The organism is Bradyrhizobium sp. USDA 4353 (assembly GCF_054063215.1).
On record NZ_JBSSGB010000001.1, the window covers coordinates 7,098,612 to 7,112,748 of the forward strand.

The following is a 14,137-nucleotide window of genomic DNA, read 5'->3' on the forward strand; positions in this document are numbered from 1 at the left end:
AGCGTTGGACCGTTTGAAAAACCGTTTTAGTTTTTAAAACTCAAACGGTGATTTTGGCTAAGTGCTTGATTTGAATGGCGCGCCCGGAACGATTCGAACGTCCGACCCTCAGATTCGTAGTCAGACGCCTGACCGGCACGAGCCTCTCCTTCGTCCGCCGCTACAAAATCGCTCACGACGGGCTCAATAGGAAAAGGCTTCGCCGCCTTGACTGCGATATCCATTGCGAACAGACAGCCACCGTCCTTTTCGACCTCGAACCTATCCAATTCTTCGACCGTCCGGAATCGCCATTGGGCTGCTCACGTCCCCTGCAATTGCGCCTGAAGGACGTCTCGTCCAGCAACATCGGCGACGGAGAACAGCGGCAATGAGTCGTGCTGCCATAATTCCAGCGGGGTCTTGGCCGCGCCGCATGCCAGCCGCAATTGCGGCCGGATATTGCGGCGAGCCGACCGTCGAAGCATTTCTCAAGCGAGTCGGTTCGGAGTATCCTCGACCACGGGTCAAGGATGGGAGACGTCAGCTGTGGTTGCGAGACGATCTGGACCGAGCGATCGCACCGGATCTGGTGCCGGCAGACCTCGCCGAGGATTTGTGACGTTGCAACGTCCGTTGCCGCGTTTTGTGGAAACGCGCCGACTGGCCGACGGCTCGCTCGCATTCTACTTCCGGATTCCGACCTACTATCGCGGGCTGGGCTGCAGCATCGCCAATGAGCCGCTGGGGACCCGATATGAGGTCGCTTGCGGGGATGACGGAAAAGGCGGACGAGCGGCTGCCCTCAACGGCTTGTTCGACGAGTGGAACGCTCAGCGCAAAGGAGAGCCGAGCGAGCAAGGAAAGATCGCGCGCTACGGGACGATCGATTGGCTGTTCAGGCAATACAAGACTGAGAAGGCATACACCGAGAAAGTGTCGCCCCGGTCGCGGCCCGATTATGAGCGCATCATGCAGATGATCTGCGACACAGTCGGCAAGAGCGGTCGCCGGGTGGGCGAACGACAGATCATCGAGGTGACGCCAAGAGCTGCTGACAAGATCTACGAGAAGATCATCGATGGTCCTAACGGCCTGAGACTTCGTCAAGGAGAGAAGGTCGTCGGGCTCTGCCGTAAGGTTTGGCGCGTCATGCGTCGACTGCATCCGGAGCTGTTCGACAAGAAGCATCCAAATCCTTGGGACGACTTCACTCTCAGAAGCCGTACTAAGACAAGGAAGCATGCGGTCACGCGCGAGGAGGTCTACAAATTCGCCTGGGGCTGCGTCAAAGAAGGAAGACCCGAGCCTGCGGCCGTCGCGGTGATCTGCTTTGAGTGGCTGCAAAGGCCCGAGAACGTCGTGGCGGGCTTCCTGACCTGGCCCGACTATCGCAGCAAGCAGTGGCCCAACGCCGTGCGGATCGAGCACCACAAGAACAAGGCTCTGGTCTGGCACCCACTCGAGGAAGTGGTCGATGGCGAGACCGTCAGGTTCTACGCGGAAGCCGAGGAGATCCTGAGCCATTTGCCGAAGATCGGCGTTCCAATGATCATGCGCCGGATCCAGCGAGGCGAAGGCAAAGGCAACGCTAAAGTGTGGTCCTACCCCGGGATGGAGAAGCTTGTGCAGCAGATGCGCAAGAAGATCGATGGAGTCTCGGAGCTTTTTACGCTCGATGCTTGCCGGCACGGCGGCATGACCGAGCTCGAGGAGGCCGAGCTGACGGATGGCCAGGGCCGCGCGCTGTCGGGCCACAAGACGGCACAGGCGTATCGTGGCTACGCGAAGGAAACCATGCAGCGAGCCCTTGCCGCGACCCGCAAGAGGCATGCGCACTTGCTGACGCAGAAGCAGCTCGATCAGGTCAGTGCCGCGCGAGACGAACGGGCCGCGGAGCTCGATAAGAACACCCTTCGCGCGACGGCGAAACCGAAAGCCGAGCGCCGCTGATAGCGGCCAGCCAACGGCAACTTCCGCGCGCAGGCCCGCCGTCATCCCCTGCAGCGACACCCTCGACATCCGTCTCGACCGCGATCGAGGCGCACGCGTCGATGCACTGCCTCGGCGTGCCGAGCACCGCGGAAAACGAAACCAGCACAGAATTTCCAAATGAGGGCGATGCCAAATTTCCAAATGCGCCCGAACGCACGCCGGACGTACGCACTTTTAATTAGCAAGATCATGATATTAGCCTGGCTGGGGCGGGAGGGATCGAACCTCCGAATGGCGGAATCAAAATCCGCTGCCTTACCGCTTGGCTACGCCCCATCAGGTCAGCCGGACCACCCTGGCGCGTCGGCGCCATGCGATTCCGGGTCGGCGTCCGTGGTCTACAGAGCGCGCCCGCCCATTTCAACCGCTGCGCCGCAGGAAATTTGCGCGCGGCCCGGGTGATCCGCCACAGCCGCCAATTCGTCAATGCTGGCAAGCCCTTATCCCGGCGTACCCCGGCCGCCGTGGCGCCAGCGGGCGGGGCCACGCGAAAAAGTTGAGGCCTGGGCGGTTTCATGGGATGACGGCGGCCAAACCGGCAGACTTTCAAAGCCCCCGAGGACACGCCATGACCTATCGCGCCCCGCTCAACGACATGCTGCTCGCCCTCAACCATGGCGCCGGGCTGAAGGCGGCGGTCGAGGCCGGCCATTACGGCGATTTCGACCCCGACATCACCGCAGCCGTGCTCGAGGAAGCCGGCAAATTCGCCTCCGACGTGCTCGCCCCGCTCAACAAGATCGGCGACAAGAACGGGGTCAAGCTCGCCGACAAGAAGGTCACCACCGCGCCGGGCTGGCCGGACGCCTACAAGCGGTGGACCGAGGCCGGTTGGAACGCGGTGTCCGGCCCCGAGGCGCATGGTGGCCAGGGCCTGCCGCTCGCTATCAATGCCGCCTGCACGGAGGTGTGGAGCGCGGCCAACGTCGCCTTCGGCCTGTGCCCGCTGCTGACGCTGTCCGCCATCGAGGCGCTCGACGCCCATGGCAGCAGTGAGCTGAAGGACATTTATCTCGGCAAGCTGATCTCCGGCGAATGGACCGGCACGATGCAGCTGACCGAGCCGCAGGCCGGCTCCGATGTCGGCGCTCTCCGCACCCGCGCCGAGCGTGCCGGCGACGGCACCTACCGCATCAGCGGCAGCAAGATCTACATCACCTATGGCGACCACGACATGACCGATAACATCGTGCATTTCGTGCTCGCGCGGCTGCCGGATGCGCCGGCCGGCACCAAGGGCATTTCTCTCTTTCTTGTCCCCAAATTCCTCGTCAATGCCGACGGCACGCTCGGCGCCCGCAACGACATCTATCCCACCGGGATCGAGCACAAGCTCGGCATGCACGCCTCGCCGACCTGCACCATGACGATGGGCGACAATGGCGGCGCCATCGGCTATCTCATCGGTGAAGAGAATGCCGGCATGCGCTGCATGTTCACGATGATGAACCAGGCCCGGCTCGGCGTCGGTCTCGAAGGCGTCGGGATCGCCGATCGCGCCTATCAGCAGGCGCTGGCCTATGCGCAGGAGCGCAAACAGGGCCGCGCGGTCGGCAGCAAGGCGGTCGGCTCGGATGCGATCATCGCGCACCCCGACGTCAAGCGCATGCTGATGCAGATGCGCGTCCTGACGGCTGCATCTCGGTCGATCTGCTACGCCACGGCGGTCGCGCTCGACGTTGCCGTGCGCGCGAAGGATCCAGCGGTCCGAGCGGAGGCCGCCGCGCGCGGCGCGCTGCTGACGCCGATCGCTAAGGCGTTCTCGACCGACATCGGCAACGAGGTCGCCTATCTCGGCGTGCAGATCCATGGCGGCATGGGCTTCATCGAGGAGACCGGCGCCGCGCAGCATTATCGCGACGCGCGCATCACCGCGATCTACGAGGGCACCAACGGCATCCAGGCGATCGACCTCGTCACGCGCAAGCTCGGCGCCAACGGCGGCGCCTCCGTCTTCAAGCTGATCGACGAGCTCACCGACATCGTCCGCCGCGTGGAAGCCTCGAACGATCCGGCGTTCGGCACCACCGGCGCCAAGCTGCGCGAGGCGCTCGGCAGCCTCGACCGCTCCAGCCGCTGGCTGCTGGAGAAGCTGGGCACGGCCCCGAACGACGCGCTCGCCGGCGCCACGCCCTATCTGCGCCTGTTCGGCTCCGCGCTCGGCGGCTGCATGCTTGCCAACGAGGCGCTGGCCGCGCGCAGCGAGAACGAGACCGACGGCGCGCGTCATGTGGCGCTGGCGAGGTTCTTCGCCGAGACCTTCGCGGTGCAAGCGCCGTCGCTGGAAAAGACCGTCACCGACGGCGCCGACGCGGTGCTCGCCGCCGAGGCGGTGTTGGTGGCGTAAAGCGATCGAGCTACACACTTGGTGTCGTCCCGGGCTTGACCCGGGACCCATACCCACCGGCTGTTGTGGCCAGGCGACACTGGTCGACGACAGTGCCCCGCACTTCTGCCTGGGGTGATGGGTCCCGGGTCAAGCCCGGGACGACACTTGAGGGTGTGGCGCGCGCCCTGCCCCACATACGTAGCAGTCATTGATCCACACTCTCAAACACCCTGTCGCGATGAGATGAGCATCCGCGCTCTCGCGACGCGTTTCGCGCCCGAGCTATGCTCTTGAAGTCCCGCCCTCTCGAAATGGAGGGCGCGAGGAAGGCCGGGCCTCCGCTGAGGCCCATGGCCCGCCTGCAGAAAAAAAGCAGGCGGCAGTCACCACAGGTCCAGCCGGACAGACCCGGCCTTCCCCGCGCGATGGTTTTAACAAGCTATAGCGTGCTCTTCCTGGTGCGCCGGCTTTCTGGCCACCATGTCCAGCGCGAAGCGAAGCTTCGTCACCGGGTTGATACTAGCGTCGGAGTATCAGAACCACACGCCTTCACCGTCCGCGAACCAAACGTTCGTCCGTGCTCATCACACGCCGCCCGCCCGCGTCCACCGCATCCCGCTGCCAACGTCCGTGACGACCGCGAACCGTCCCCTACCGTGCAACGGGATGCGCGGACGATAAAGCTGATTTGGGGGCGCGGCCAAGTGATTTATGTTTTTCGGAATCCCTTGACATAACGATTCGGATTAACGTGATTTGCCCGACGGGCACACTGTATCGCCTTACCGGGAGTCCGCATCCGTGACTTCCGATCACGCCCCAGCCAGTGCTACCGCCGCCGTTCGTCGCGATCGAGACTCTCCTTCAGCTCGATCGCCGAAGAAATTGGTAACGCCCTGCATCGTTCATTGTTTTCATCACATCTATTCGGAGAAGCCCCATGAAGTTGCTCGCTGCCCCGCTGTTTGCCGCTGCTCTCCTGCTGTCCCCTGCTCCGGCTTCCGCCGTCGTCCTCGATCTCTCGACCATGAGCTGCAAGCAGTTCATCGAAAGCGGCGACGATACCATCAAGATGGTGCTGATCTGGTTGGACGGCTGGTACAAGGGCGATCAGGACGAGGCGCTGTTCGACACCGAGGAGTTCATCGCGAACGCCAAGAAGTTCGGCACCTATTGCGCCGAGCATCCGACGGTCAGCATCGTCACCGCTGCGGAGAAGATTCTGGGCAAGTAATAAGCGGTCAGGCTGACGCCAACGACGCAGGGAGGGTTAGCGCCAGCGTAACCCGCCATACCACCACGCAGCAGGTGGCGGCTTACGCTCCTCTAATCCGCCCTACTCTGTTGCCTCAAACACTGAGCCACTCCATTCCGCCCGGTAGCTCATCCGCGGCAAAATCCAGCATCCAGACATCTTCGGACGCAACTCGTCGCGCCAGCTTGCGGCGGCAGCTGCGTTCAAGGAGCGAGCTGCGCATTCGCGCAGCGCAGCCTCTCTTGATGCGAGACCCCCATGTCGATCAGCTCCGTCACGACGGCCGTCACGGCCGGCTCCTCACAGTCCGCCACTGCAACGCAATCCACCTCGTCGACGTCAGCGACGTCGGCCACGAGCGCGTCGGACAGCACGTCCGAAAGCTCGTCCGGCAGCGGCGGCTCGGCGTCGGGCAAGACCGTGGTCAGCGAGGTCTCGATCACGCTGGACGGGGTCACGACCACGACGATCACCTATTCGGACGGCTCGACCGAGGTGACCAAGGCCGCGGCCAGCGCGGACACCGGCGCCAAGGGCGCACAGACCTACAACGCGCAGGGCGCAACAGGAAGCGCAGCAAGCGGCGGCGCGACCACCGCGGTCACGACCTGAGACCTCGCGCGGCGACCGAGTTGTCATCGCGCGCAGTCCATCTGCGGCGCGCTCCCACCCCATCATGTTCCGTCAGCGGAACAGATGCAATCGTCGCTGTGAGACGCCGTGCCCTCGGCGTCGCCGGTTGCAGGCGTTGCTCACACATCACATCCGGTGACCGGCCTGCAACACTGCACACCCGCCGTCACGCGCTCGTCATTATTAATTTGCGCCTTCGCTCCGAGTCACGCCTGTTGTGCGCTGATAACGACAACGGGGAGATGTCGATGTTGCGGGGCGTGATTGGCGCGGGGCTATTGATGCTCGCGATGGGGTCCGGAGTGCAGGCGGCCAATGAGGCGGGCGCGGAGACGCGGATGTCGTGCTCGGAGGTGCGCTACTACGTCGAGAAGTACACGGCCGAGGTCGCTGAGATATATGCGCGCAGCCGTGGCGCCACCGACGCGCAGATCAACCGCGCCAGGCGCTGCCTGACCCCGGTGCACGTCCGCCGGGCGGAGCGGTGGCGGAACTACACGGAATAAATCGCGGCATCGACGCACGACGCAGCGCGAGCGCATACCAAGGCGTCTGGTTCTCGCGGCGCCCCCCTCGCGAGTTGGGAGCATGCTGATGCCCGGGCCGGTGCGCCTGCGCGGCAAACTTGCGTGGCGAAGGCACGGCTTTACTTGCTCCCGGGATGCGGAATGACGTGGATGGCCGGCACAAGCCGGCCATGACCGCGTGAAAATGGACGGCGTACTCGCTCGCGCGGCGAATCCAATGTCGTCGCATGATCTCGACGGCGGCACCGACGACAGCCATCGCGTCGCGTCCAGCACCCCGTTGTTTTACGGAGCCACAAACAACGCTGGTACCTGAACACTTTCGCGATTGCAGTCATGTGCAAGCTTGCATGCACAGTCTGTCGCCGTTGAGCAACAATCGTAAACAAGGCGTAAAGATGCCCTGCGATCTGACACGCTAACGCGTGAATTCCAGCCACGCCGACGATAGCGTCATCGAGCTTTTTCAGAGTTCGTTCTTCGCGTCAGCAGTCTGCCCTGCTGATCAGTGAGGCATTGATGACGTCGCAACTCATCGTCGCATTTTCACATAATCGATCCACGACGCGGCAGCGGGCGCGGCGCAGTTGGCGCATGGCCTGGCTCGCCGGCACGGCTCTGGTGGCTGTCACGGGCAGCGCGCACGCGCTCGACGTCGCGTCGCAAGCCGACTGGAATACCGCGGTGGCCGCGGTCGCGGCCGCCAGCGCCAACTCGACCGTCACTATCAACTTCACCGCCGGCTTCACGCTGTCGAGCTCGCTGAGCGCGCTGGTGGCCAATGCCAACAACGTCACGGTCAATATCACCGGCAACAACAACATCATCGACGGCGCCTCGACCTATCAAGGCATCCAGGTCAGCGGCACCAATGCGCCGGTCGTGACGATCTCCAACCTCACGATCAACGCGATGCGAGCGCGCGGCGGCAATGGCGGCGGCGGTGGTGATGGCGGCGGCGGTGGCGGCCTCGGCGCGGGCGGCGGCCTGTTCGTGGCGTCCGGGGCCAATGTCACGATCGACGGCGTCTCCTTCACCAACAACGCGGCGGTCGGCGGCAACGGCGGCACGGCCGGCGCACGCTCCGGCGGCGCTGGCGGCGGCGCGCTGAATGGCGGCACCGGCGGCACGCCGCCGAGCGGCAGCGGCACTGGCGGCGCGGGCGGCGTCGGCGCATCGTCGACGCTGTTTCCCGGCAATGGCGGTGTCGCCGGCACCGGCGGTGGCATCAACACCGCCAATGGCGGCACCGGCGGCACTGGCGGCACCGGTGGTGGTGGCGGTGGCGGCGGCGCGGCGACCAACACCTTTGCCGGTGGCGCCGGGGGCGCCGGCGGATTCGGCGGCGGCGGTGGTGGCGGCGGCATCGGCGGCACCTTTCCGCAGGCCGGAGCCGGCGGCACCGGCGGCTATGGCGCGGGCGACGGCGGCGACGGCAACAATGGCCCCGGCAGCGGCGGTGCCGGCTATGGCGGCGCCGTGTTCGTGATGGACGGCGCGACGCTGACCGTGAAGACCTCGACCACCTTCAGCGGCAACTCCACGCAGGCCGGCACCGGCGGAACGCCGGTGGCGGCGAAGGGCCAGGACCTCTACATCAACGGCGCCACGCAGGTGGTGACCTTCCAGATCAACTCGGGCGCCGCCACGTTCGGCGGCAGCACGCAGACGACGCAAGGCAATATCGCCGGCGAAGGCGGCATCGCCAAGACCGGCGCTGGTACGCTTATCTTTGGGGGCACCAATACCTATAGTGGCGGGACCGCCGTCAATGCCGGCACCCTGCTGATCAACGGCACCCTGACGAACTCAGCGACCACCATCAACAATGGCGGCACGCTCGGCGGCACCGGCACGGTCAACAGCGTGACGGTCGCCAGTGGCGGCACATTTGCTCCAGGCTCCGGCGTCGCCGGGTCCACGATGACCGTCCAGGGCAGCCTCGCTTTTACGAGCGGCGCGATCTATCTGGTGCAGGTCGATCCCTCGACCGCGTCGCGCGCGAACGCCACCAGCGCCACGCTCGGCGGCACCGTTAATGCGCGGTTCGCGGCCGGCACCTATGTCGTCAAGCAGTACGTCATCCTGCAAACCACCGGCGGCGTCACCGGCACGTTCGCCGGCGTCACCAACACCAACCTGCCGTCGGGCTTCGCGACCAGTCTCTCTTACGATGCCAACAACGTCTATCTCAACCTCGGTCTGGGATTCACCCCGCCATCGGGGCCGCTCAACACCAACCAGACCAACGTCGCCAACACGCTTACCAACTACTTCAACAGCAACGGCAGCATTCCCTTGGTGTTCGGCACGCTGACGCCGGCAGGCCTCAGCCAGCTCTCCGGCGAGGCGGCGACCGGCTCGCAGCAGACCACGTTCAACGCCATGACGCAGTTCATGGGCGTGCTGACCGATCCGTTCGGCGCCGGCCGCGGCGAAGGCGTGCCGCCGACCGGCCCCGTTGCGTTCGCGGATGACGGTGAATCGGCGAACGCCTATGCCGCGACTGGACGCAGCCGCAAGGGCGCCGAGCGCGACGCCTATGCGATGCTGACCAAGGCGCCGGCGGCCGATCCGTTCGCGCGGCGCTGGAGCGTGTGGGCGGCCGGCTTCGGCGGCTCGCAGACCACCGACGGCAATGCGGCGCTGGGCTCCAACACCACCACCTCGACGCTGTACGGCACGGCTGTCGGCTTCGACTATCGGCTGTCGCCGAGCACGGTGGCCGGCTTCGCGCTGGCCGGCGGCGGCACCAGCTTCAGCGTCGCCAACGCGCTGGGGTCCGGACGCTCCGATCTGTTCCAGGCCGGCGGCTTCGTCCGTCACGTGATCGGTCCCGCCTACATCACCGCTGCGCTGGCCTATGGCTGGCAGGACATCACCACCAACCGCACCGTCACGGTGGCCGGCATCGATCAGTTGCGGGCGCAGTTCAAGGCCAATGCCTGGTCCGGCCGGCTCGAAGGCGGCTATCGCGTGCTGTGGCCGGCGGCCGGCATCGGGCTGACGCCTTATGCGGCGGGACAGTTCACGACCTTCGATCTGCCGGCCTATGCCGAGCAGGCGGTCGCCGGCGCCAACACATTTGCGCTAGCCTATGGCAGCCGCAGCGTGACGGCACCGCGTAGCGAGCTCGGCCTGCGCACCGACAAGGCATTCGCCATGCCGGACGGCGTGCTCACGTTGCGCGGCCGCCTCGCCTGGGCGCATGACTACACCACCGGCCGCACGCTGACGCCGACCTTCCAGACCTTGCCCGGCGCCAGCTTCGTCGTGAACGGCGCACAGCAGGCCGCCGACCGCGCGCTTGTCAGTGCGACCGCCCAGATGAAGTGGCTGAACAACTGGTCGGCCGCGCTGACCTTCGACGGCGAGTTCGCCAATATCAGCCGCAGCTACGCCGGCAAGGGCGTGCTGCGGTATTCGTGGTGAGGTGCGGACTTCGACAGCAGCTATCCAAGTCTGAGAAGTCGACAAGGCGCAGCGATCCGGCTGCCCCTCACTTCGTCTCGTCCTGAGAGCTCTGATCAAGGCACGCTGGCCACCCTCCCCTTGAGGGGGAGGGTCGCTCGAACGCGAAGCGGGCGAGCGGGGTGGGGTGATCTTTCCGCGCGCACCGGCGCCAGAGGAGAGATCACCCCACCCCGCCTCACGCCTCGCTGCGCTCGCCGTGAGCCGACCCTCCCCCTCCAGGGGAGGGTGGCCGTGTGCCTCGAGCGATAGTGCGCTCGTATGGCGGGTCAGCCGTAGGCGTAACCCGCCATCTTCGCTCGACACGCGGCGGATGACGCTCCGCTCATCCGCTCTACCCTCTGTCTTACGCCTGCTCGATGGCCGCCGGCATCTTGGCAACCGACATCAGCGACCTTGCGACCTGGTTGAGGAGCTGATCGGCGTTCTCCTCCTCGGCCAGCGACTTCGACAGCAGCGCGACGATGGCGCTGTGGCGGAGCTGGGAGGCGAGATTGCGGGCGGTGGTGTACGCCGGACATCTCGTAATGCTCGACGCGTTGCGCGGCGCCGATCAGCGCGAGGTCGGCTGCGGCGTCCTCCTTGTCCTCGCCTTGCGCCATGATCTCCTGGCCTTCCTCGACCAGGCCCATCATGCCCTTGCACGGCTTGGCGCGGGGATTCTTGCCGAGCAGCTCGAAGCACTCGTTGATGCGCTCGATCTGCGCTTCGGTCTCGACCAGATGCTGCTCGAACAATTCGCGTAGCTGATCGAAGCGCGCGGCCTCGGCCATCTTCGGCAGTGCCTTGGTGAGCTGCTTCTCCGCATGCAGGATGTCTCTGAGCTCCTCGATCAGGAGATCGCCGAGCCCGGCTTCATCCACCGGCGGTGAGCTCTCGGTGACGATCGCGCTGGACGAACCGTTCTCGCTCGCCTGGATCGCCGGCGATTCCGTGAACACCCAGTCGCCGCCCTCGTTCCAGGGGCCGCGGGTGTCGATCTCGCCATGATCGCCCATACCTGTCGAATCGTTGAAGAACTGATCGACGAGGCCCGGCGTCGGCGCGATACGGCCGACGCTGAAGGCCGGCTTGTTCATGCTCTCCAGCGCCAGCGCGAACGCCTTCATGTGGGTGATCTCGCGCGTCATCAGGAACTGCAGCGCGTCCTTGGTGCCGGCATCGTCGGTGAAATTGATCAGGCGCTCATAGACGATCTTGGCGCGGGCCTCGGCGGCGATGTTGCTGCGCAGGTCGACATCGAGCTCGCCGGTGATCTTGAGATAGTCAGCGGTCCACGGGTTGCCCTGCGAGTTGAACAGATTCACGCCGCCGCCGCCGCAGATCGCGATCAGCGGATCGGCCTCGGCCGCCTCGCGGTCGAATTTCGACGGCTTCAGATGCATGCGGGCGAGCGTGCCGACCACCTCGAGATGGCTGAGCTCCTCGGTGCCGATGTCCATCAACAGATCTTTGCGGTCCGGGTCCTCGCAATTGAGGCCCTGGATCGAGTACTGCATGGCGGCGGCGAGCTCGCCATTGGCGCCGCCGAACTGCTCCAGCAGCATGTTGCCGAAGCGCGGATCCGGCTCATCGACACGGACGGTGAACATCAGCTTCTTGACGTGGTGATACATGGGAAGGCCTCGGACGTTGGGGGCAAGCGGAGTCCGAACGGCCCGGGGTACATGGTTGTTCCGTACCATCGAGACAGGAACATCGGCGCATCCCACCGGCCGGGGCCGGAGACCGTCGGCCGGATCCCGATGCGTCAACGATGGTGCCGCATCAGCGGGGCAGCGCCGCTGGCGTATGCACAGTGAGGAACATTATTGACGAGGGGCCGGCGTCATTGGCGCTTCGCGCGCCCGTGCGAGAGACCCGCACGAGGAACCTGACGAGGTCCGCCCTTGCGACACTCGCTTTGGTTGCCATGCGACATCCTGTTGGCAGCTCGACAACTGCCTCTTGCTAAGGTTTTCCCTGCTCGCCTAAGCTGTTACGCTGGAGAGTGACATGTTGATGCGAACACCGGCCAGGGAGAAGCCAGGTCTCGGCGAGCGAGTCCGCCGGGTCATTGAGCGATTCCGCTATCACGCATCGTCACTTGCATCATCGTCGCGCACGAATGGGGCGACAGTGCGGAAGCCATCTTATCAAGTTGTCGACGAAGAGCCGGACGACAGCAATATGGAGGTCGCGCTGGCGGCGCTGATCGACCAGATCGAACGTCCGGCCCAGCCGCAGCCATCGCGCTTCTCGGGCATGGCGCGCGTCACCTCGTCGCGGCAGGCGCCGCACATTCCGGTCTATGAGCGGCCACCTTATTTCGACATCGAGCCGCGTCCACTCGATCCGCGCCGGCTCGAGTCGCGCCAACTCGAGCCGCGACCTCTCGAGGTCGAGCCGCGGCGGATGCCGCAGGACGACCCGATCGAGCGGGTCGTGCCCGAGGACGAGCTGTCGGAGCTGCGCAAGGACCTGATGAGCGCGATCTCGGCGCGGCTCGGATCGCCCGAGGATCATCTGGCGACGATCCGGACGCTGCTGCGGTCGGTGAAGTGATGTGGGGCCGCAGCAATATCGGCAAGACGGTCGAGGAGCTCACCGATCATCTGCGGCTGGTCGACCACGTGCGTGCGCTGCAGGACGGCCAGAAGGAGATCGCGGAAGCGATCCGGGCGGTGAACCAGCGCCTGACCTCGATCGAGGCCGAGTTCAGGGTGCTGAAGGCGGAGACGCAGCGCGATGCGCTGCGCGAGGTGCAGCACGCCGTGCAAGGCGTACAGACCTCGATGCATGACGAGCTGACCCGCATGGCGACACGGCTTGCTGTGCTGGAGCAGGCCTTGCGGCGCGAGGCGGTGCGGCAACAGGCGCAGCCCGCCGCTCCGCGTTCCCCCGGCCCGCCACCGCGCCCGGACGGATCGCGCTGACGCTCTCGCGTCGGCCTCGATAGGCAAGGCGTCTCACAACGAGCATGTCACAGCGAGCGCGTCAAAACGAGCGTGGCTTGCCACGCGCATCGACGGGCCACGATTGCGCGCCGCTGCGGCTGCTGCAAACCAATCGTAAACCTTCGTCCCCTCGCCCGCGGCCGCATCCGCCCTTGGCGCGACCGGCGGATGATGTAGGCTGCGATGAATCGACAAAGGACCGGCGGCAATGCGGCCCCGGCGCACAGGCATGAGGGGCCCATGACCGACCATCTGATCGTCACCGACGAAGGCGAGACGCGGACGATCAAGCTCAGGCGCCCGGAGAAGAAGAACGCGATCACGCAGGCCATGTACCTCGGCATGAGCGACGCGATCGACACCGCGCAGAACAACCCGCTGGTGCGATGCATCATCATCACCGGCGGCTCCGGCGTGTTCACCGCGGGTAATGATCTGGAGGACTTCCTGCATGCCGGCAACGGCGGCAGCGAGGCGGCGCGCACCTCGGCGGCAACCAAGTTCCTGTATTCGCTCGCCCACAACGTCAAGCCGATCATCGCCGCCGTCGACGGCGTCGCGATCGGCATCGGCACGACGATGCTGTTCCATTGCGACTACGTGCTGGCCTCGACCACGGCGACGTTCGCCACCCCCTTCATCCATCTCGGCCTGGTGCCGGAGGGCGCCTCGAGCCTGCTGATGCCGCAGACCATGGGCTATCAGCGGGCGTTTGCGATGCTGGTGATGGGACGCACGATGACGGCGGCGGACGCGCATATCGCCGGCTTCGTCAACACCGTGGTGGCGCCGGGGCATACCGAGGTCGAGGCGCACAAGGTGGCGCGCGACATCGCGCGGCTGCCGGCCGAGGCGGTCGCGATCGGACGCAAGCTGATCCGCACTGCGCCGGACGAGTTGACCCGGCGCATCGACCAGGAGGCCTATCTGTTCGCCGAGCGCATGACCTCCGAGGAGGCGATCGGCGCATTCAAGGCGTTCCTGTCGCGCAAGAAGAAAAAGTAACGCACGG

The 14,137-nt window shown here is 65.5% G+C and carries 9 protein-coding genes, 1 tRNA gene and 1 pseudogene; 9 read left to right on the top strand and 2 right to left on the bottom strand.

Annotation, left to right across the window (positions count from 1 at the left end; translation table 11 throughout):
• Positions 1–603 precede the first annotated feature (603 nt).
• A complete protein-coding gene (locus ACVILH_RS31935) occupies positions 604–1,932 on the top strand; it encodes a hypothetical protein (protein WP_456716444.1) in 1,329 nt (442 codons plus the stop codon).
• A 243-nt stretch (positions 1,933–2,175) separates the two neighbouring features.
• Here the strand turns inward: ACVILH_RS31935 and ACVILH_RS31940 are convergent.
• A tRNA-Gln gene (locus ACVILH_RS31940) sits at positions 2,176–2,250 on the bottom strand.
• Between the two features lie 292 nt (positions 2,251–2,542).
• Here ACVILH_RS31940 and ACVILH_RS31945 point away from each other — a divergent pair.
• The 5 genes from ACVILH_RS31945 (at position 2,543) to ACVILH_RS31965 (ending at position 10,150) form a co-directional block, all read left to right on the top strand.
• On the top strand, positions 2,543–4,321 hold the full coding sequence (locus tag ACVILH_RS31945; protein ID WP_456716445.1) for an acyl-CoA dehydrogenase: 1,779 nt from the start codon (positions 2,543–2,545) through the stop codon (positions 4,319–4,321).
• Between the two features lie 922 nt (positions 4,322–5,243).
• The gene (locus ACVILH_RS31950) at positions 5,244–5,537 is read left to right on the top strand and encodes an HdeA/HdeB family chaperone (protein WP_456716446.1); all 294 of its coding nucleotides are present in this window, start codon (positions 5,244–5,246) and stop codon (positions 5,535–5,537) included.
• 279 nt (positions 5,538–5,816) lie between these two features.
• Entirely contained in the window at positions 5,817–6,170 is a 354-nt protein-coding gene (locus ACVILH_RS31955) for a hypothetical protein (RefSeq protein ID WP_456716447.1), read from the top strand.
• A gap of 269 nt (positions 6,171–6,439) precedes the next feature.
• A complete protein-coding gene (locus ACVILH_RS31960) occupies positions 6,440–6,697 on the top strand; it encodes a hypothetical protein (RefSeq protein WP_456717137.1) in 258 nt (85 codons plus the stop codon).
• 1,509 nt (positions 6,698–8,206) lie between these two features.
• On the top strand, positions 8,207–10,150 hold the full coding sequence (locus ACVILH_RS31965; RefSeq protein ID WP_456717138.1) for an autotransporter domain-containing protein: 1,944 nt from the start codon (positions 8,207–8,209) through the stop codon (positions 10,148–10,150).
• Between the two features lie 385 nt (positions 10,151–10,535).
• Here ACVILH_RS31965 and ACVILH_RS31970 read toward each other — a convergent pair.
• A pseudogene (locus ACVILH_RS31970) lies at positions 10,536–11,805 on the bottom strand (DUF892 family protein).
• Positions 11,806–12,307: 502 nt separating this feature from the next.
• Here ACVILH_RS31970 and ACVILH_RS31975 point away from each other — a divergent pair.
• The 3 genes from ACVILH_RS31975 to ACVILH_RS31985 all read left to right on the top strand — a co-directional run bounded on the left by ACVILH_RS31975 (position 12,308) and on the right by ACVILH_RS31985 (position 14,130).
• On the top strand, positions 12,308–12,733 hold the full coding sequence (locus ACVILH_RS31975) for a hypothetical protein (protein ID WP_456716448.1): 426 nt from the start codon (positions 12,308–12,310) through the stop codon (positions 12,731–12,733).
• Entirely contained in the window at positions 12,733–13,104 is a 372-nt protein-coding gene (locus ACVILH_RS31980; protein ID WP_456716449.1) for a hypothetical protein, read from the top strand. The genes ACVILH_RS31975 and ACVILH_RS31980 overlap by 1 nt, the downstream gene beginning before the upstream one ends.
• 261 nt (positions 13,105–13,365) lie before the next feature.
• Positions 13,366–14,130 carry a crotonase/enoyl-CoA hydratase family protein gene (locus tag ACVILH_RS31985; protein WP_456716450.1) on the top strand — a complete coding sequence of 255 codons (765 nt, stop codon included), beginning with the start codon at positions 13,366–13,368 and terminating at the stop codon, positions 14,128–14,130.
• The last annotated feature ends 7 nt before the right edge of the window (positions 14,131–14,137 follow it).